Annotated in this window: 20 protein-coding genes; 5 read left to right on the top strand and 15 right to left on the bottom strand. The window is 69.1% G+C overall.

Annotation, left to right across the window (positions count from 1 at the left end):
- Positions 1 to 172: 172 nt before the first annotated feature.
- From era to NM1_RS07280, 6 genes are all read right to left on the bottom strand, one after another.
- Positions 173 to 1,090 (bottom strand): GTPase Era, encoded by a 918-nt coding sequence (era, locus tag NM1_RS07305; protein ID WP_068015470.1) that lies wholly within the window; start codon positions 1,088 to 1,090, stop codon positions 173 to 175.
- Positions 1,087 to 1,533, bottom strand: a complete 447-nt coding sequence (locus NM1_RS07300; protein ID WP_246010803.1) for a cytidine deaminase-like protein — start codon at positions 1,531 to 1,533, stop codon at positions 1,087 to 1,089. Before NM1_RS07300 ends, era begins: the two co-directional genes overlap by 4 nt.
- Entirely contained in the window at positions 1,526 to 2,929 is a 1,404-nt protein-coding gene (locus NM1_RS07295; RefSeq protein ID WP_084519244.1) for a hemolysin family protein, read from the bottom strand. The genes NM1_RS07300 and NM1_RS07295 overlap by 8 nt, the downstream gene beginning before the upstream one ends.
- Positions 2,926 to 3,480, bottom strand: a complete 555-nt coding sequence (ybeY, locus tag NM1_RS07290) for an rRNA maturation RNase YbeY (protein WP_068015468.1) — start codon at positions 3,478 to 3,480, stop codon at positions 2,926 to 2,928. Before ybeY ends, NM1_RS07295 begins: the two co-directional genes overlap by 4 nt.
- 30 nt (positions 3,481 to 3,510) lie before the next feature.
- Complete coding sequence (locus tag NM1_RS07285; protein WP_068015599.1) at positions 3,511 to 4,569, bottom strand: PhoH family protein; 1,059 nt, start codon at positions 4,567 to 4,569, stop codon at positions 3,511 to 3,513.
- Between the two features lie 229 nt (positions 4,570 to 4,798).
- The gene (locus NM1_RS07280; RefSeq protein ID WP_068015465.1) at positions 4,799 to 5,686 is read right to left on the bottom strand and encodes a LysR family transcriptional regulator; all 888 of its coding nucleotides are present in this window, start codon (positions 5,684 to 5,686) and stop codon (positions 4,799 to 4,801) included.
- A gap of 101 nt (positions 5,687 to 5,787) precedes the next feature.
- On the opposite strand from NM1_RS07280, the gene NM1_RS07275 reads away from it, so the two are divergent.
- Positions 5,788 to 7,017 carry an MFS transporter gene (locus tag NM1_RS07275; protein WP_068015461.1) on the top strand — a complete coding sequence of 410 codons (1,230 nt, stop codon included), beginning with the start codon at positions 5,788 to 5,790 and terminating at the stop codon, positions 7,015 to 7,017.
- Positions 7,018 to 7,060: 43 nt separating this feature from the next.
- Here the strand turns inward: NM1_RS07275 and NM1_RS07270 are convergent, their stop codons facing one another.
- A complete protein-coding gene (locus tag NM1_RS07270; protein ID WP_068015459.1) occupies positions 7,061 to 8,041 on the bottom strand; it encodes a GntR family transcriptional regulator in 981 nt (326 codons plus the stop codon).
- Between the two features lie 159 nt (positions 8,042 to 8,200).
- Between NM1_RS07270 and NM1_RS07265 the strand changes: the two genes are divergently transcribed.
- The 3 genes from NM1_RS07265 to NM1_RS07255 are packed head-to-tail and all read left to right on the top strand — an operon-like array spanning position 8,201 to position 10,943.
- Entirely contained in the window at positions 8,201 to 9,430 is a 1,230-nt protein-coding gene (locus tag NM1_RS07265) for an FAD-dependent monooxygenase (RefSeq protein WP_068015456.1), read from the top strand.
- A 38-nt stretch (positions 9,431 to 9,468) separates the two neighbouring features.
- Entirely contained in the window at positions 9,469 to 9,915 is a 447-nt protein-coding gene (locus NM1_RS07260; protein ID WP_068015597.1) for a VOC family protein, read from the top strand.
- The gene (locus tag NM1_RS07255; protein WP_068015453.1) at positions 9,912 to 10,943 is read left to right on the top strand and encodes a hypothetical protein; all 1,032 of its coding nucleotides are present in this window, start codon (positions 9,912 to 9,914) and stop codon (positions 10,941 to 10,943) included. The genes NM1_RS07260 and NM1_RS07255 overlap by 4 nt, the downstream gene beginning before the upstream one ends.
- Positions 10,944 to 11,109: 166 nt before the next feature.
- Here the strand turns inward: NM1_RS07255 and NM1_RS07250 are convergent, their stop codons facing one another.
- The 3 genes from NM1_RS07250 to NM1_RS07240 form a co-directional block, all read right to left on the bottom strand.
- Complete coding sequence (locus NM1_RS07250; RefSeq protein ID WP_068015450.1) at positions 11,110 to 11,547, bottom strand: PIN domain-containing protein; 438 nt, start codon at positions 11,545 to 11,547, stop codon at positions 11,110 to 11,112.
- Entirely contained in the window at positions 11,544 to 11,768 is a 225-nt protein-coding gene (locus NM1_RS07245; RefSeq protein WP_169814210.1) for a ribbon-helix-helix domain-containing protein, read from the bottom strand. The genes NM1_RS07250 and NM1_RS07245 overlap by 4 nt, the downstream gene beginning before the upstream one ends.
- A gap of 74 nt (positions 11,769 to 11,842) precedes the next feature.
- A complete protein-coding gene (locus NM1_RS07240; protein WP_084519240.1) occupies positions 11,843 to 13,300 on the bottom strand; it encodes a carotenoid oxygenase family protein in 1,458 nt (485 codons plus the stop codon).
- A 232-nt stretch (positions 13,301 to 13,532) separates the two neighbouring features.
- On the opposite strand from NM1_RS07240, the gene NM1_RS07235 reads away from it, so the two are divergent.
- Positions 13,533 to 13,817, top strand: a complete 285-nt coding sequence (locus tag NM1_RS07235; RefSeq protein ID WP_068015445.1) for a hypothetical protein — start codon at positions 13,533 to 13,535, stop codon at positions 13,815 to 13,817.
- Between the two features lie 393 nt (positions 13,818 to 14,210).
- Here the strand turns inward: NM1_RS07235 and NM1_RS07230 are convergent, their stop codons facing one another.
- The 5 genes from NM1_RS07230 to hrcA form a co-directional block, all read right to left on the bottom strand.
- Positions 14,211 to 15,455 (bottom strand): MAB_1171c family putative transporter, encoded by a 1,245-nt coding sequence (locus tag NM1_RS07230; protein ID WP_068015443.1) that lies wholly within the window; start codon positions 15,453 to 15,455, stop codon positions 14,211 to 14,213.
- The gene (locus NM1_RS07225; protein WP_246010804.1) at positions 15,452 to 15,985 is read right to left on the bottom strand and encodes a hypothetical protein; all 534 of its coding nucleotides are present in this window, start codon (positions 15,983 to 15,985) and stop codon (positions 15,452 to 15,454) included. The genes NM1_RS07230 and NM1_RS07225 overlap by 4 nt, the downstream gene beginning before the upstream one ends.
- A 219-nt stretch (positions 15,986 to 16,204) precedes the next feature.
- Positions 16,205 to 16,948: a 16S rRNA (uracil(1498)-N(3))-methyltransferase gene (locus NM1_RS07220; protein WP_068015440.1), complete on the bottom strand. Its 744-nt coding sequence runs from the start codon at positions 16,946 to 16,948 to the stop codon at positions 16,205 to 16,207.
- A gap of 7 nt (positions 16,949 to 16,955) precedes the next feature.
- The gene (gene dnaJ / locus NM1_RS07215; protein WP_068015437.1) at positions 16,956 to 18,107 is read right to left on the bottom strand and encodes a molecular chaperone DnaJ; all 1,152 of its coding nucleotides are present in this window, start codon (positions 18,105 to 18,107) and stop codon (positions 16,956 to 16,958) included.
- A 59-nt stretch (positions 18,108 to 18,166) separates the two neighbouring features.
- Positions 18,167 to 19,201, bottom strand: coding sequence for a heat-inducible transcriptional repressor HrcA (gene hrcA / locus NM1_RS07210; RefSeq protein WP_068015435.1), 1,035 nt, complete (start codon positions 19,199 to 19,201; stop codon positions 18,167 to 18,169).
- Positions 19,202 to 19,414 lie beyond the last annotated feature (213 nt).

The following is a 19,414-nucleotide window of genomic DNA, read 5'->3' as shown; positions in this document are numbered from 1 at the left end:
CACCCTGATATCGCGCCGTCCGGCCGCATCGTTTCCCGTGGCACCTCGACTCGGCACCGATGCGGCACCGAAAGGCCTTGCCCGTCAGCGCGGTTCGCACGGCCCACGTCGGTGATCGAGATGCGTATCGCCAGAGGTTACCGGCGCGACCGGTGCGCCGCAGGGGATCTCCTCAGAAGCCCAGCTTGCCCAGCTGTTTCGGATCGCGCTGCCAATCCTTGGCGACCTTGACGTGCAGGTGCAGGTAGATGCGGGTGCCGAGGATGTGCTCGATCTGCTTGCGGGCGGCGGTGCCGACCTCCTTGAGCCGGGTGCCGCGCTTGCCGATGACGATGGCCTTCTGGCTGGGGCGTTCCACGTAGAGCAGGGCATGCACGTCGAGCAGGTCTTCGTTCTCCTCGCGCGGGAGGATTTCCTCGATGACGACGGCCAGCGAATGCGGCAGCTCGTCGCGCACGCCCTCGAGCGCGGCCTCGCGGATCAGCTCGGCCATGAGCGTTTCCTCGGGCTCGTCGGTCAGCTCGCCGTCGGGGTAGAAGGCCGGGCCCTCCGGCATTTTCGAGGCGATGACGTCCACGAGCACCTCGACCTGCTCGCCCTTGACCGCCGAGACCGGGACCACGTCGGCCTCGGGCCCCAGTAGTTCGGAGACGGCGACCAGCTGCTGGGCGACCTGGTCGCGACCCACCTTGTCGATCTTGGTGACCACACCGAGCAGGGTGGTCTTCGGCGCCATCTGCTTGACCTGCTGCACGATCCAGCGGTCGCCGGGGCCGATCTTCTCGTCGGCCGGGATGCACACGGCGATGACATCGACCTCGGAATAGGTGTCGCGCACCAGGTCGTTGAGCCGCTGCCCCAGCAGCGTCCGCGGCCGGTGCAGGCCCGGGGTGTCGACCAGGATCAGCTGCGCGTGCTCGCGGTGCACGATGCCCCGGATGGTGTGCCGGGTGGTCTGCGGGCGCGAGGACGTGATCGCGATCTTCTGGCCCACCATGGCATTGGTGAGCGTCGACTTGCCCGTATTGGGGCGGCCGACGAAACAGACGAAGCCGGAACGGAATTCGTCCTTCGACGAGCCGGAGCTCATTCGAACACCTCGGATTCGGTGTCGATATCGAAGCCCGCCGGGGCGCCGCGGCCGTGCCCGGTGTTCGTCTCGCCGCCGATCGGGTTCTCGACCCCGTAGGGGTCGCCACCACCCTGGACGGTCTCGGTCACGGTCCCTTTGCGATCGGTGAGGATGACCCGCGCGTCGGGCGAAACCTCGTGCACGGCAGCGATTCCCGCGTCCTGCCGCAGGCCCCCGACCACGACGGCCGCTTCGAAGCCCTCGGCGCCGCTGGAGATCGCGGCCGCCACCGCGGCCTGCAATGCGGTCAGCGGCAACGCCTTCAGCTCCACGACGCCCGCGGCGTAGGTGCGGCCGTCGGTGTCGCGGACCGCCGCGCCGCTGCCGCCGCCGGTGCGCCCCATGGCACCGCGCGCCAGCACCAGCAGCTTGCCGTCCTCGCCCTCCAGGGTTTCAGTCATCGCTCTCTCCGTCCTCGTACTCGGCAAACCCGTTGCGCCCCTTGCGTTTCGAGCCCGCTGTTGCGGTGGGCGGATGCTCGTCCGTGGTCTCCGCGGTGACCGGCTTCCCGCCCTCGGCCTCCGACTTCTCCGTATCCGACTTGTCCGGGGCGCGCTTGACCACCACCGTGTGCACCCGCACCCGGCCGCGGGCGTCGGCACCGCCCTCGCCGCGCAGTTGCAGCCCGTGCGCGACGACCTTGGACCCCGGCAGCGGAACCCGGCCCAGCGCGTGCGCCAGCAGGCCGCCGACGGTATCGACGTCCTCCTCGTCGATCGCCATACCGAACAGCTCGCCCAGATCCTCCACCGACAGCCGCGCCGACACCCGGTACTTGCCGCCGCCGAGCTCCTCGACCGGGGCTATCTCATCGGTGTCGTACTCGTCGGCGATCTCCCCGACGATCTCCTCCAGCACGTCCTCGATGGTGACCAGCCCGGCGATGCCGCCGTACTCGTCGACCAGCAGCGCCATGTGGATGCGGCGGCGCTGCATCTCGTCCAGCAGCGCGTCCAGTGGCTTGGAGTCGGGCACGAACACCGGCGGCCGCATCACCTCGCGCACCCGCACCTTCTTGCCCCGATCCGCGTACGGCACAAGGTCTTTCAGATAGACGACGCCGACGATGTCATCGACGTTCTCGCCGATCACGGGAATCCGCGAATGCCCGGACCGCACCGCCAGCGACATCGCCTGTGCCGCGGTCTTGTCCTCCTCGATCCACACCATCTCGGTGCGCGGCACCATCACCGCGCGCGCCGCAGTATCGCCGAGTTCGAACACCGACTGGATCATCCGGCGCTCGTCGGAGTCCACCACGCCGCTCTGCTGGGCCATGTCCACGACCTCGCGCAGCTCGACCTCGGAGGCGAAGGGGCCGTTGCGAAATCCCTTACCGGGGGTGATGGCGTTACCGATCAGGATCAGCAGCCGGCTCACCGGCCCCAGCAGCGAGCCGATCGCCTGCAGCGGCAGCGCCGCGCCGAGCGCGATCGAATAGGCGTGCTGGCGGCCCAGGGTGCGCGGGCCGACGCCGATGACCATGTAGTCGACCAGCACCATCACCACCGCCGTGAGCACCAGCGCCCAGCCGGTGCTGAGCCAGTCGCTGAGCGCGGCCGCCAGCAGCACGGTGGCGGTGATCTCGCACGCCAGGCGAAGCAGCACAACGAGATTCACGTATCGGGGACGGTCCACGACGATCCGGGACAACCGCCGGGCGCCGCCCCGGTCGGCCCGCACCAGATCCTCGACGCGGGCGGGTGAGATGGTGGCCAGGGACGCGTCCACGGCGGCGAACACGCCGCCCACCGGGACCAGCAGTACCGCCAGTATCAGCAGGACCAGAGAATTCACGCGGGATCCAGGGGATCACCGGGCGCGGTGAACCCGGTCTTGCCCAGCAGCCGCCTGTCGCGTTCGGCGAGTTCGGCACGGCGCTGCGCCTCGCGCAGGCTCTCGTACCATTCGGCGAGCAGCCGGTTCTGCAGGCCGAACATCTCCTTCTCCTCTTCGGGCTCGGCGTGGTCGTAGCCGAGCAGATGCAGCACGCCGTGCACGGTCAGCAGCGCCAGCTCGTGATCGACCGAATGCCCCGCCTTGGTCGCCTGCGCGGCCGCGAACTCGGGGCACAGCACGATATCGCCGAGCATCGACGGACCCGGTTCGCTGCCATCGGGCCTGCCGCCCGGCTCCAGCTCGTCCATCGGGAACGACATCACATCGGTCGGACCCGGCAGATCCATCCAGCGCATGTGCAGGTCGGCCATGGTATCGAGATCGACCAGCACCATCGACAGCTCCGCGGCCGGATGCACGTCCATCCGCCCGATCGCGAAGCGTGCGACGCTGACCAGTTCCTCCTCGGATACGTCCATACCCGACTCGTTGGCGATCTCGATACTCACCCTGTCAGCCTAATGGGCTGCACTTCGCGCTCAGCGCCGACCGGCCCGCCCTGCGGCGCGGCGCTGCGCCCGGTTGCCCGGGTAGTGCGACAGCTGGGGGCGGTCCTCGGCCTCGTAGCGGTCGTAGGCGTCGACGATCTCCGACACCAGGCGGTGCCGCACCACGTCGCTGGAGTTCAGCTCGGCGAAATGGATGTCGTCGACATCGCCGAGGATCTCGCTGACCACCCGCAGGCCCGACCTGGTCCCACCCGGCAGGTCGACCTGCGTGATGTCGCCGGTGACGACGATCTTGGAGCCGAAGCCGAGCCGGGTCAGGAACATCTTCATCTGCTCGGGAGTGGTGTTCTGCGCCTCGTCCAGGATGATGAACGAGTCGTTGAGCGAACGGCCGCGCATGTAGGCCAGCGGCGCGACCTCGATGACACCGGACTGCATCAGCTTCGGGATGGCCTCGGGATCCATCATGTCGTGCAGCGCGTCGTAGAGCGGGCGCAGGTACGGGTCGATCTTCTCGTTGAGCGTGCCCGGCAGGAAGCCGAGGCGCTCGCCCGCCTCCACCGCGGGGCGGGTGAGGATGATCCGGTTGACCTGCTTGGTCTGCAGCGCCTGCACGGCCTTGGCCACGGCGAGATAGGTCTTGCCGGTACCGGCCGGGCCGATCCCGAAGACGATGGTGTGCTCGTCGATCGCGTCGACGTAGCGCTTCTGGTTCAGCGTCTTGGGGCGGATGGTCTTGCCGCGGCGGGACAGGATGTCCAGGCTCAGCACCTCGGCCGGGGAGTCCGAGGAACCCTCGGTGAGCATGGAGTACGTGTGCCGGACCGCCTCCGGCGTCACAACGCGATTGCGGCCGGTCAGGGCCACCAGCTGCTCGATCACACGCTCGGCCAGCGCCACGTCGGCGGCCCGGCCGGTCAGCGTCACCGAATTGCCACGGACGTGGATGTCGGCGTCGAGCAGTCCTTCGAGTTCACGGAGATTCTCGTCGGCCGAGCCGAGGAAGCCGAAGACGGATTCGGGAGCGAGTTCGATGCTGGAACGAACGGTCCGCGCGGCAGGGCCCGAGCCGTTGCCGCCGGCTCCGATGCCGGCCTGGGGAGTTGTCGGGTCGCCGATGTCGCCTGAGGTTCGCAATAGGTGCTATGGCCTGCTTCCGGTCTCGAACGTGTCGTGTCGTGTGATGAAAGTTTAACGCGGACCACCGACACCGCCCAGTGAATATGCGGCTACCACCAGGTCACAGGCGCGTTCCGGAAGGTTTCCCCCGCCGCTACCCCGGGTAGCCGACCGTGCCGCCCGCGGACCGGGGCGTCGTTCACCGCTGGGCCCAGTCGAAGGCGAAGTCGCGGAAACGGCGCACGGCGTCCGACGGCACGGCGTTCGCCGACCAGATCAGGCCGACGGCGCGGGCCGCACCCGGATCGGCGAGCGGAACCAGCACCGGACCGGTGTGCGGGCCCCGGATCGGCGGTTCCTCCATCGGCAGCAGCGCGACCCCGAGCCCGGCGGCCACCAGTCCGGCGACGGTGACCAGGTCGCTGGCTTCGAGGTCGATGTGCGGGCGGAAATCCGCTGCGGCACAGAGGTCGTCGAGGATGCGGCGCATTCCGAAGCCGGTGGGCATGGCGACAAATTCGGCGTCGGCGGCCTCGGCCAGGCGGACCTGGCGCCGCCCCGCGAGCCGGTGGTCGGCGGGGACTCCCAACGCGAGGCGCTGTCGCAGCAGGGTGCGCCAGCCGAGGCCCGCGGCGGCGGGTCTCGGAGACACCAGACCCAGATCCGCGGCCCCGTCCAGCACGCGGCTCGTCACGGCCCCGGCGTCGTCCTGGCTGAGGGAGAAGGTGATGCGGCCCGAAATCCGGCGGAACCCGGCGACGAGCTCCGGCACCAGCCGCGCCCCGCCCGAGTGCAGAAACGTCAGCCGTACCACGCCTTTGGCCGGATTGGCGAGATCGGACAGCTCCCGACCGGCGGCGTCCAGTTCGGCCTGGGCCCGGCGAGCGTGCTCGTAATAGACGCGCCCGAAGTCGTTGAGCGTCAGGCGTTTTCCGTGGCGGTCGAACAGCCGCACCCCGAGGCGGTGTTCGAGCCGGGCCAGCATCCGCGACAGCGTGGGCTGGGCGAGGTGTAGTTGGTCGGCGGCGGCACCGACGCGTTCCAGCTCGGCGAGGGTCAGGAACCAGTGCAAATCGTCACTCGGCACGGCGCACCTTTCGGGCGGGAGCTGCGCTAATGCTGTCAGTGCATCAACTTGTAGATTATTATGCATTTCCTTTCGAAGCCCGGCGGGTCGATGCTGAGGTCATGTCCACCGCAGCCGCCGCCACCTCGACCGATACCGCGGCACACGAGCGCCGGATCGCGCTGGCGCTGTTCGCCGCGGGGCTGACCACCTTCGCCTCGATGTACAGCGCGCAGGCGCTGCTGCCGAGCCTGTCGGCGGCGTTCGGGGCGACGCCGGCGCACGCGGCGCTGGCGGTATCGCTGACCACCGGGCTGCTGGCGATCGCGATCGTGCCGGTGAGCGTGCTGTCCGGCCGGTTCGGCCGCACCCGGGTGATGATCGCGTCGGCGGTGGCGGCGAGCGTGATCGGCCTGCTGCTGCCGTTGAGCCCGTCACTGGATGTGCTGCTGGCGGGTCGGGCGCTGCAGGGCCTGGCGCTGGCCGGGGTCCCGGCGGTGGCGATGGCGTACCTGGCCGAGGAGATCGGCGCGGGCGGGCTCGGCGCGGCGATGGGCGTGTACGTGGCGGGCACCAGCATCGGAGGCCTTGCGGGACGGCTCATTCCGGCGTTCACCCTGGAGCTGGGGTCGTGGCGGTGGGGCGATGCGGTCCTGGCGGTGGCCGCGGCGCTGTGCACGGTGTGGTTCGTGCGCTGCCTGCCCGCCTCGCGGCAGTTCGTGCCGCGCCCGCTCGGAATCCGTTCGCTGGCAGCCGATTTCGCCGGCCATCTGCGGCACCGGACGCTGCTGCCGCTGTTCGGGCTGGCCTTCGTCCTGATGGGCAGCTTCGTCTCGATGTACAACTTCCTCGGCTACCGCCTCACCACGGAACCGTTCGGACTGTCCGCCGCCACAGTGGGATTGGTATTCGTGATGTACCTGGCGGGCACGGTCACCTCCGCCGCGGCCGGTCGCCTGGCCGACCGCCACGGCCGCGCGCGGGTGCTGGCGATCTCGATCTGCGCCATGGCCGTCGGGCTCGTGATCACGATCCCCGACAACCTCCCGCTCATCCTGCTCGGCGTACTCCTCTGCACCGCAGGCTTTTTCGCCGCCCACTCGGTGGCCAGCGGCTGGGTCGGCGCCGCCGCCACCGGCAACCGCGCCGCCGCCTCCTCCCTCTACCTGTTCGCCTACTACCTCGGCAGCTCGATAGTCGGCGCCGCCGCCGGACTCGCCTACAGCTGGCACGGCTGGGCCGGACTGGCGGGCTATGTGGGCATACTCGTCCTCGCCGCAGCCGTTCTGGTCGCCACTCTCGCCTCCGGTTCGCGCGCCACCCACTCCCCCGAAACCGTTGCCGCACAGTGACGAATCACCGCATATTCGCGAACTCGACGATCCGACTGCCGGATTACCTACCGTCCGGGACATGACGGGGCGCCAGCAGCGCGGCGAATCCGTCGAGGTGGCGGGCGAGTCCGTATTCGAACAGTGCGTCGAGGTCGGACACCGTTTCCGCTGAGCTCGCCGCCAGCAGCGGGAAGCGGCCGCTGGTGAGCAGCTCGTCTGTTCGTGCCCGCTGTGCCTGCTGCCATCGGTCGAGCGTGATGCCGGTGTTCTGCTCGGCTTCGGCCTCGTCGGCCATGGCGAGTCCGATGCTGATGACCAGCGCGTGCAGGGTGAGTGCCTCGCGCATCCGCGTCGCCATGGGCAGCCCCAGGCCGTCGAGTGCGCGCAGGGTCCACTCGGTGTGGGCCATCATGTTGGGCGCGAGCAGCGGGCGGGTGAACGAGACGGCCCGGGGCAGCCAGAGGTGGCGGCGGCACAGCTGCCATTGCCGGCGGGCGATCAGCTCGAGCTTGGCGCGCCAGCCTTCCGGACCCGGATCGGGGAGCGCGGCGGGCCCGAAGGCGGCATCGGCCATCTGCGTCACCAGCTCGTCCTTGTTCGCCACGTGCCGGTACAGCGACATCGGCCCGACGCCGAGTTCGGCCCCGAGCCGACGCATCGAGACGGCGTCGAGCCCCTCGAGGTCGGCGATCGCGATGGCGGTGCGGAGCATGTGGGCGCGGGTCATCGCCGATTTGGGGAGACCGCCCGGCCGCGGTCCGGGCGGCGGGGCCGAGGGGGGCAGGGGCGCGGTGGCGGTGCGGCCGCGCCGAGGACCCACCACCGTGCCGGAGCCGACCTTCGTTTCGACGAGGCCCTCGTCGCGAAGGATTGCCATCGCCTTGGTGGCGGTGGCGAGCGCGACGTCCCACCGCTGGGCGATCTGCCTGATGGAGGGCATCCGATCACCAGGCCGCAGCCGGCCGGACAGAATCCGGGCACGGATGTCCGCGACGATCTGCCGATACGGCGGATCCGGTCGCTGAGTCGACGACGGCGGCACAGTCCCTCGATCCACAGGTCAGGCCCGCACGAGGCGGAAGTGTACTAGATCAATTCCAGTGCAATAGTACACTTTTCCAGCCATAAAATGGCTGTCTATCTCCTGATACAGATAATTTGTACGCGGCGGCGATACATCGTATCGAACAAGGAGAAGCTCATGCGGAACCGAAGTGTTCTGATTTCCGGCGCGGGGATCGCGGGTCCGGCACTGGCGTACTGGCTGCACCGGTTCGGGTTCCACCCGACCGTCGTGGAGCGGTCGCCCGCACCGCGTACCGGCGGCCACCGGGTCGATATTCGCGGCACCGCCCGGCAGGTCGCGGAGCGGATGGGCATCGTCGGCCAGGTGTTCGAGGCGCACGCCGGAGCCCGCGGCATGGCGTTCGTCGACCACAGGGGCAAGCGAGTCGCGACGATGAGTCCCGAGGTTTTCGGCGACTCGGGCGGACCGATCGCGGAGATGGCGATCCGGCGCACCGATCTCGCTCGGATCATCCACGGCGTCACCCGCGACGATGTCGACTATGTCTTCGGTGATTCGATCACCGCGGTCGCACAGGACGAGACGGGCGTGCACGTCGAGTTCGAGACCGGGGAGCCGCGTCGATTCGACCTGCTGATCGGAGCGGACGGTGTGCACTCCACCGTCCGCAGGCTGCAGTTCGGTCGCGATGAGCAGTTCGTTCGCGATCTCGGCTGCTACATAGCGCTGTACTCCACGCCCACGTCCCTGGATCTCGAAGGCTGGCAGTTGATGTACACCATCCCCGGCGGTGACGGGCGCCCGGGCCGAACGGCCGGATTGTCCCCGCAGGCCGGTACGGATGCGGCCCTGGCGGGGTTCTTCCTGCGTTCGGCGCCGCTGCGCTACGACCGGGATGATGTCGACGCGCAGAAACGAATCGTGGTGCGCGCCTTCGAAGGTGGCGGGTGGGAGATCCCGCGGATGCTGTCCGCGATCTGGGACGCGCCGGAGTTCTACTTCGATCGGGTCAGCCAGGTCCAGATGCCGGCCTGGTCGCGCGGCCGGTCCGTATTGCTCGGGGACGCGGCCTACTGCGCCTCACCGATGTCCGGTATCGGCACCAGCCTGGCGCTGGTCGGAGCGTATATCCTCGCCGGTGAACTCGTGACCGCCGACGGCGACCACCACCTCGCCTATCCCACCTACGAACGCAAGATGCGCGGATTCGCCCGCCAGGCACAGGAATTCGCCCGCGGCGCCGGCGACGGCGGCCTGATGCCGGACTCGCCGGTGCAGCTGTGGCTGCGCAACCGATCCATCCGAATGCTGCCCTATCTGCCGAAACGGTTGACCGGCCGCGGCATGCAGCGATTGGCCAACACGGTCGAACTCGACGACTACCCCGCCCCGGCACACCGATGAACCCGGGCACCCGCGAACCCGATATCGAGGAGACAACCATGCACGTCAGCACATTCCTGTGGTTCGACGGCCGTGCCGAGCAGGCCGCCGACTACTACACGAGCCTGTTCGCCGACTCCGAAATCGTCGACATCCAACACGATCGCCACGGCCGCGCCACGACCGTCACCTTTCGACTGGCCGGCCAGCGATTCATCGCGTTCAACGGCGGCCCGCAGTTCACCTTCACCGGAGCTGTCTCGCTCTATGTCGACTGCGACACTCAGGAAGAGGTGGACAGGATATGGGCAGCCCTCACCGACGGCGGAAAGCCCGGGCCGGGCGGCTCGCTGACGGACCGCTTCGGGGTCAGTTGGCAGGTCATCCCGAAGGCCCTGGGTGAACTGCTGAGTGACGCCGAACCCGAGGCCGCCGACCGGGTCCTCGACGCCGTCCACGCCATGGGAAAGATCGACATCCGAACCTTGATCGACGCGCGCGAATGAACTCCGATCGCGCCACGGCCGCCGACCCTCGACCAGGCCACACCCGATTCGAGCGGGGCCGACTGCGTGCCGCGTGGACCCTGGTGCTGCTGACGACACTGTGTGCGGAACTGACCTTCACCGCCGTCGCCGTCCCGATAACCTGGCTGCTCCTGCCACTGTTGATGGTGATGTACGGCGCGGGGATCCTGGTCATTCGGGAGGCGGTCGTCCGGGTCGGCGGCGGCTGGCCGAGCCTGGTGGTGCTCGGTCTGGCCTACCAGGTGGCAGAGGACGGTCTCGGCCTGCAGGCGCTGACGAGTCCGCAGATGTATGGCGCCGCCGACTGGGGCCTGCGCGCCTTCGGCATCAACTGGACCTACTGGGAATCGCAAATCGGTGTCCATGTCGTGCTCAGTGTGTTGCTGCCCATCATGATCGCCGACCTGCTCTTCCCCAACCTGCGCAATCAAACCTATTTGCGCACAGGTGGATTCGTTGTCACGGGAGTACTGGCAGTCCTCGGCGTGCTCGGGCTGCGAGGCATCGTCTCGGCCACGGAGGATCCCGGATACCGAACCCCGTGGGGATTGACGGTTGCTTACGTCGTGGCGCTGGCGCTGCTGGCCTGGACGGCCCTGCGGGTGCTGCCTCGACTCCGGTTGCCGGACGGAGTCCGCAGCGATCGGCGGGCGCCGCGACCCGTGGTGGTCGGCATCGTGTCGGCGTACTTGACGATGGCTTTCCTGACCACGCTGCTACCGCTCGGTCTCGGGCCGGACCTGCTGTTCGGCGACATGATGTCGCCGGGGCTCCGGCTGATCGTCGCAGCGATGGCGGCGATCCCGTTCGGCTGGCTGGTCCTGCGCTGGCGCAGGGCGGGCAACTGGACCGACGGCCATCGTCTCTGGCTCATCGGAGGCATCCTCGTCTCCCACACCGCGTTCATGATGCCCGCCTCGCCGATCAGCGCCGTCATCGGACTGATCACCATCGGCCTGGAAGTAGCTCTGCTGATGGCCCTCGGGCGACGCCTGGCCCGCGCGTAAAGCAGCCGATTCGAGCGGCGGAACGGTCGCCGCCGATGTAGCCGTATCTGGTTCCCAGAGGTTCACACCCGGTCGCGGGCGGCGGCGATGATGCTGGTGAGCACGCCGGGATAGCGGGATTCGATGTCGCCGCCGCGCAGTTCGTGGCGGCGCCACTCACGCAGGCTCAGTCCATATCGTCGGGTAGGACACGAAACGCCGGGTAACGGGTCAGTGGGCGGAGGGTGCGGAAGTCGCGCCGGTCCAGGGTCAGAATCGTGTCGGTGTCGTATTCGGCTGCCAATGCGACGCAGACGGCATCGACCAGGTCCAGATCCAGTCCGCCGTAATGACTCCGGATCCCGACCGCCGTCCTGATCTGTGCGGCGTCGGTGTTGGCGACCTCGACGCGTGTAGTTGCGATGCGGTCGGCCAGCAGCAGCAACAGCTGGTCCGCAACGGCGCGCCCGGCACGCGCGGTGGCCACATGATGGACCTCTGTCAGCGACAGCGCGCTCACCACCAGGGTGCTGGCCGCATTTGCCGCACGGCGCGCCGCCAGATGCTCGGGGTCACTACGGTTCAGCAGCGCGAGAACTCCGGAGGTATCCGCAATGACGATCATGCGGACCGGTGCATGATGTTCCGGATGTCTTCCTTGGTGATCGGACCGCCCAGGTCGACGCCCTCGTCATCGGCGAACAGCGGGGTTTCCCAGGTGCGATTCCGCAGCAGATACAGACGCAGGGCATCCCGGGTGATCTCGTGCTTGGACCGCCCTTCGACCTTGGCCTGTTTGTCGAGGGCAGCATCCTCGTCGTCGGGAAGGCGCATAGTCCATGCCATGAGCAGATGATACCAGGACAGATACCACACCATGGGGTGCCGCGGGCATGCGGTCCGTGTCGACCGCTCGATCCTCATTGCGGGTCGGGGATCCAGTGGCCGTGGAAGCCGTAGGGGACTCGGTGTGGGAGGTGGACGGTGGCGAGGGGGCGGCTCGTGAGGGCGGTGGCGTCGAGGATGAGCAGGGCGGATTGGTCGCGGGCCGCGTTGTGGACGATCGAGATCAGGTAGCCGCCGTCCTCGCCGGTCGGCTGGGCGGCGGGTGCGAAAACCGTTTCGCCCGAGACGATGTCGGGTGCCAGGCGGTGGACGGACCGGGTACCGGCGCCGGTGTCCAGCTTGGTGATGACGTTGTCGCGGGTCGGGGCCAGTGGTGAGGTGGGGCTGTAGAGGTAGCGGTGGGGTCGGCCCAGGTGGGTGTCGTTGATGGTGGGGAATTCGGTTGCCGTGTCGTCCAATGCGTATTCGGCGGACGTGCCCGTCGCGGGATCCAGGATCCAGCGGTAGGCGAATCCGGCGCCGCGTCGCTCCGCGGTGCCCTTGAAGATCGCGTCCACGCCCCGCCATGCTTCGCGGTCTCCGCTGATCCCGTCGACGACGATCCTGCCGTCGGGCAGCTGATAGGCGTTGCCGATGTGAAAGGCCCATCTCGGATCGACCGGGTACCAGCGTATTTCGGTGTCGGAGGCGGCATTTCGCGGCATCACACCCAGGCGGGCGGGGTGGGTGTCGCTCCAGTTCGGGAAGCCTGCCTGTTGCGCGGCGCGATCCCAGACGACCGGCAGGTCCGGCCAGATCACATAGTCGGCCGTGATCGCGAAGTCGTGGACGAACGGCGACTCCGGACCGGGCAGCGTGATCGGCAGGCTGTGCTCGAGCAGCCCGGCGGCCGAGGCGCGGTAGTAGGTCAATTGCGGTGGCCGCTGGGAGAATCCGAAGAAGTGCAACTCCCCGGTGACCGGGTCGACCTTCGGATGCGCCGTCATGGGCGTGTGCAGTCGACCACCGAAATCGTAGGGGCCCAAGGTATCCAGATCGGGGCTGAGTCGGTACGGGTAGGACACCTCGTACAACGCCAGAATCCGACCTCCGTGCGCGATGATGTTCGTGTTCGCGGCGCCGACCCGCAAGTCCCGCTTGCCGTCCGGAGTCCGCTGCGGCGCGTCGACGGTCCGCACCCAGCGATTGCGATACCACTCCGCCCGCCCGTCCCGCAGCCGGACGCCGTGGATCATCCCGGCCCCACTCCACCACAGCCCGGTGTCGGTGCCGGGCTTCGGATTCGGGCCGTTGCGCAGATACCGGCCCGACAGCTCCGGCGGGATGCGCCCGTCCACGGTCAGGTTCTCGGCGGTGGTCTCCTCGCCCACGGGAGCCAGCACCCCGGTGAGATAGGTCTTCCGCGGCGTTACCGGGGATGATTCGGGCTCGGCGCATCCCGTGAACGTCGCGCCCGCCACCCCCGCCACCGCGGCGACGGCCGCCCCGGTCACGGCGTGCCGAAGCACCGCCCGACGATCGAATTCCCGCATCGCGATTCTCCTGACGGCCCGAATTCCCTTGTCCGTCAAGCCTCCGATCCCCGGCCCGCACCCGACTCCCCTACCGAGCCGCAGTTCCGGCCGCGGGAACGAGGGCTGTCCTCCTCGAGAACGAGCACCCACAGTTGTGGTTTGGACCACACCTCGCAGCAAAGCGGAACCGGGTCCCGGTCAGCACGTCTAATGCGTTGACGGGCAATACCGTTCGAGAGAAGGAAGTTGTATGAAGCTTCGGATGGCAACCATCCTCGTTTCCGCCGCGGTCGCGGGCTTCGGCCTGGTCGGCGCCGGGGCGGCCACGGCCGCTCCGCATGTCGTGCAGACCGACCACCACACCGCGCCGGAGGGGTGCCCGACACCCCCGATGGGCCCGGACGGCAAGCCCCTGCCCCCGCCGCTGGGCCCGGACGGCAAACCGCTGCCCCCGCCGGTCGGTGCCGACGGCAAGCCGTGCCCGCCCCCGATGGGCCCCGACGGCAAACCGCTCCCGCCGCCGCCCGGAGCCTGATACGCCTCCCGCATCGAATACGGGATTGTCGGGCCGGGCACCGATGTGCCCGGCCCGGCACGGTCGCTGACCGCACAGTTCCTACCGCACAGCGGGTTTCGGCCCATCCAGCCTCGACCGGCCACGGCTCGCCCCGGCTGACCGGATCGCCACCTCCGCCCGACCCACCCCGGGCTGACCGGGTCATGATCTGCCGACCGACCCAACCCCGAGCCGACCGGATCACGATCTGCCGACCGACCCAACCCCGAGCCGACCGGATCACGATCTGCCGACCGACGCACCACCTGCCGATCGGGTCACAGCCTGCCGACCAGAGCTCGACCTGCCCACTGCCTCACGGCCTGCCCACTGCCTCACGGCCCGCCCCTGCCTCACGGCCTGCCCACTGCGTCACGGCCTGCCGACCGGGTCGCCTCGTGACGACGAAGTCGCTGCCGGTGTTCCCCCAGGAACACCATTCCCCTTGTTCGCGACGAAACGTTCGGCGGCAGGCCACCATTCGGTGAGTCGCAGCAGCTCCGCCACCTCGTCGTCCAGGTTCGCGGCCGACGACACGGGTTGCGGAACACCGGCAGCGCTCGGCGGATTCGAAGACCGCGCCCTGTCCCGCGCGGCCGTCGCCAATTGCAACGCCCATTCGGCGGATTCACGCTCCGACCGCGGAACCTTTTCGTACGCCAGGAATTCCGCGAGCCGCGCCGGATCCACGGCGGTGCAGTAGGGACGGAGCTCGAGCAAGCCGTCACGGATCTCGACCGTGGCGCGCTGCAACTGCAGCGTGGTGACTCCGCGCATCCGCCGCCCGGTGTCCAGCGGCAGCCGACTGCCGGGGAACAGCGCGATCATCGCCTGCCACAGGACCGAAAGCCGCCGCCATCGTCTGGTCGTCGCGTCCCAGCCGAGGTATCGAGTGAACGCCGTTGCCATCGGCACCATGGAGACGGCGAAACCCGCCGTGGCACTCCAGAAGTAGTTCTGCGCCTCCGCGCGGAGCCGGTATCCGAGGGAGTCGACCACCCGCACCTCCTGCAGCAGCGCGAACACCGGCTCGAGCCACACCTGCACTCCGATGATCGTCACCACGACCGCGAGAAAGACCGCGACGACCCGCACACCCCGGGGAGCGCCGGGCCGCCGGAACTCCACCAGGCACTGCCGGATCGCCACCCACGCGAATACGAGCTGCACCGCCGAGAAGGCGACCCAGAACAGCACGCCGTCCCATCCCCCGCTCACATATATCGGCAGGTCCGCACGGCGCGCCCGAGTCCCGGCCACCAGCATGACGGCCAGGCTCAGCGCCGTCAGCCCACTCAGCACATTACGTTGCCGCCCAACAGCTTTCGGCGACATACCGGATAGCAAGCCCACGACGCACAGCAACGGGACCATCGAACAGACGATGGTCGCCAGCGAAAGCTGCTGAATCGACCCCACATTCAGCCCCGTCCGACCGGAAACGGCGCGCTGCACCGCATCCTCGCGCAACAACTGAGTGAGCAGGACGACAGTGAGCCCGCCGTTGAGATAGCGCTCGACGGGACTGCCGCTGAACCACAGCCACCGCAGTAGGAGCACCACTGCCGACACCCCGAGGATCGGCCACGCCACCGCGGCCGGTACCGACGAAGTCACCGCTGCCCGAAGAACAGTCGTCGAACGTCGCCGCCCTGCCGCCGCGACACCGCGGCGACCAGCAGCATGCTCGCGAACGTCTCGGCCTCACGCTCCAGATCGTCTCCGTAGTGTGAGCGGCCGAGGACACCGCGGACCGTCGACGGATCGAGATCGGGCAGGACGGCGGCGTACCGCGGATCACCGAGTTCGCCGTCGGCGGGCGGCTCGGCCTGCCCGTGCCCGAGCACCATATGCCCGATCTCGTGACACACGATCTGATCCATGTGGTACTCCGAGGTGGCGTCCTCGTGGACGATGATGTCGTCGTGTTCGCGCAGTAACCACAGGCCGCAAGGGCTTTCGCCGAGCTCGGGCAGTTCGAGCCGCCCCGCGGGAATGACCGTGATCGGCCGCCCGCGCAGCTCGGCCACACCCTCGATAAATCGCCCCCGGTCCCACGGTTCGGGTATCGGCAGGCTCGCCAGCGTCGTCGCGAGCTTCTCCTCGAGCGCCCCCGTCCCGGATCGGCGACGGGTCTTCCGATTCACGAACACGCTCAACGATAACGGCAATACCGATGCGCGTGCGAGCCGTGAACCACATACGCGCACGGCCGACCGGATTCCCGCAGCAGGCTCATCGGCCCCGGATGCCCGACACCCGACTGCCGTCCACCAGTCGCCCAGCGGCACAGTGCGGGTCAGGCAGCATGAACGGCTCGAGCCCGGACGCCCGACAACCGATATCCGTGCACGACCTCGCGGCCGTCACGCCCAGCGCGGCGTGAGGGCGCCCAGCGCGCCCAGTGCGACGGCGGCGGCCGTAGACGTGCGTAAGACGGTGGGCCCCAGCAGGACCGCCTCGGCACCGGCGGCAGTCAAAGCCTCGAGCTCGACGTCGTCCAATCCCCCTTCCGGGCCGACGATCAACACGACCCGCGAGGCCCGCGCGAGGGGCAGATCGACGAACCGGGACTCGCCCGACTCGTGCAGCGCGGCGACAACCCCGTTGTCCGCCTTCGCGTTCCGCACCAGCTCCAGCACATCCGGCGTGCGGTGCAACTCCCCCACCTCGGGGATGTAGGCCCGCCGAGACTGCCGCGCCGCGGCCCGCGCGGCCGCCCGCCACTTGTCGACCCCCTTGCGCGCCTTACCTTCCCAGTTGGCGACACAGCGCGCCGCCTGCCACGGCACGATGGCGTCCACCCCGGCCTCGGTCATCAGCTCGACGGCCAGCTCGGAGCGATCCGACTTCGGCAACGCCTGCACGACCGTCACCGGCGGCGACACCCGCTCGGCCACGACCCGGTCCAGGATCTTCAGTTCGAGGCGGTCCTTCTGTGCCGCAACCACTTCCGAGGCGGCGACCACCCCGGCCCCGTCCGACAGGGTGATCGGCTCGCCGACCCGGATCCGACGCACCGTCGCGGCATGGCGGCCCTCCGGCCCGTCCAGCACCGCGACCGCACCCGGTTCGGGAATCTCGTCGAGGTAGAAAACGGTTGCGGCCACGCCGGATTCAGCGTCCGCTGAACGAGGCCCGCAGCCGCGCGAACAGGCCGCTGTTGTGCTCGGACTGCGCCGACAGCACCTCGGTCCGCTCACCGTTGCGCGTCGACTTGTACTTGCGCAGCAGTTCGGACTGCTTGTTGTCCAGCTTCGTCGGCACCACGATGTCCAGGTGCGCGACCAGGTCTCCGCGCGCGCTGGAGCGCAGCTTCGGCATGCCGTGCCCGCGCAGCACCGACACCTCGCCGGGCTGAGTGCCCGCGGGGATCGACAGCTCGGTCGGGCCGTCGAGGATCGTGTCGATGACGACGGTGGTGCCGAGCGCGGCGTCCACCATCGGCACCCGGATCGTGCAGTGCAGGTCGTCGCCGTCGCGGACGAACGTGTCGTGCGGCTGCTCGACGATCTCGACGTACAGGTCACCGGCGGGGCCGCCGCCGGGCCCGATCTCGCCCTGCGCGGCCAGCCGCACCCGCATGCCGTTCGCGACGCCCGCCGGAATCGGCGCGGCGATCTCGCGGCGTGACCGCACCCGGCCGTCGCCGCCGCACTTGCGGCACGGATCCGGGATGGTCTCGCCGGTGCCGCGGCAGGTCGGGCACGGACGCGAGGTCATCACCTGGCCCAGGAACGACCGCTGCACCGTCTGCACCTCGCCCGCGCCGCCGCAGGTTTCGCAGCGCACCGGTTTGGAGTTGCCGTTGGTGCCCGCGCCCTGACACAGGTCGCACAGCACCGCGGTGTCCACGGTCAGATGCTTGGTGACGCCGACCGCGCATTCGGCCAGCGACAACCGGGTCCGCAGCAGCGAATCCGCGCCCGGCTGCACCCGCCCGCGCGGCCGCCGCTGACCACCGGCGGCACCCATGCCGCCGAAGAACGCCTCGAACACGTCGCCCAGGCCGCCGAATCCGGCACCGGAGAAGCCGCCGCCGGCGCCCGCGGACTCCATCGGATCCCCGCCCATATCGACGATGCGCCGTTTCTCCGGGTCGCTGAGGACCTCGTAGGCGGTCGATACGTCGCGGAACTTCTCCTGCGCGTCGGCGTCGGGATTGACGTCGGGGTGCAGTTCCCGCGCCAGCTTGCGGTAGGCGCGCTTGATCTCCTGGTCGCTCGCATTGCGGCCGACGCCGAGAATTCCGTAGTAGTCCCGTGCCACTTGTGTCTCTAGTCCTGTTCCGAATCTGTTCCGTTCGCGGCCGCGCGGCCGCGGCTGGCTCAACGCTCGGCGAGTACCTCGCCGATGTATCGGGCGACCGCAGCCACCGAAGCAATGGTCCCGGGGTAGTCCATGCGGGTGGGTCCCAGCACTCCCATCCCCCCGAGCACGGTACCCGGCAACACACCGTACCCCGTGGACACCACCGAGGTTCCGCGCATCTGCTCCACCTGGGTCTCCTCACCGATCTGCACCGTCACGGTGCCCGGCTGCTGCGCGGCGGCCAGCAGTTTCAGCACGATCACCTGCTCCTCGAGCGCCTCCAGCACCGAACGCAGCGAGCCGGGGAAACCGAAGTCGCCGACGTTGCGGGTGAGATTGGCGGTGCCGCCCAGTACCAGCCGCTCCTCCGGGTGCTCGACCAGCGTCTCCACCAGTACCGTCGACACCCGCACCAGCACGTCACGCAACCGCACCGGGGCATGTTCGGGCAGTTCGGCCACCGACGCGGAGGCCGCGGCGAGGCGCTTGCCGTCCATGGCCTGGCCGAGCATCGCGCGCAGCACCGCCAGGTCCTCGTCGTCCACGACGGAGCCCAGCTCGACCAGCCGCTGATCGACGCGGCCGGTGTCGGTGATCACCACCAGCAGCAGCCGCGCCGGATTGAGCGCGACGACCTCGAGGTGGCGGACCGTCGAGGCCGAGACGGTCGGATACTGCACCATCGCGACCTGGCGGGTCAGCTGGGCCAGCAGCCGCACCCCGCGGCGCAGCACATCGTCGAGGTCGACGCCGCTTTCCAGGAATTCCATGATGGCGCGGCGCTCCGCGGGCGACAGCGGCTTCACCTCGGCGATGTGGTCGACGAACTGGCGGTAGCCCTTGTCGGTGGGAATGCGGCCCGAACTGGTGTGTTGCTGGGTGATGTAGCCCTCGGCCTCCAGCACGGCCATATCGTTGCGCACGGTGGCGCTGGAGACGCCCAGGTTGTGCCGGTCGACCAGGGTCTTCGAGCCGATCGGCTCCTTGGTGGCGATGTAGTCGGCGACGATCGCACGCAGGACCTCGATCCGCCGTTGCTCCGTGCTCGGCATCGGCCCCACCTCCTTGCTCTCGCCCTCGGTCCGCCGGGTGCGTGAGTCGTGTCAGGGCACAGCACGATCACGCGGATCCGGGTTCATCCGAACTCCAGTTTAGTTGCACGCGGGCAGATCACCTGCGCATGCGTCCTGACCTGCGTGGCTTCGGCGTCGGAGGGCACTCGGCGGGTCCGGTGCGGGTTCGGTGGCCCGGCGCGCGGCCGTTCG

This window comes from Nocardia mexicana NBRC 108244 (assembly GCF_001613165.1).
Taxonomy (GTDB): Bacteria; Actinomycetota; Actinomycetes; order Mycobacteriales; family Mycobacteriaceae; genus Nocardia; species Nocardia mexicana.
This window is presented reverse-complemented; position numbering and strand designations above follow the sequence as displayed.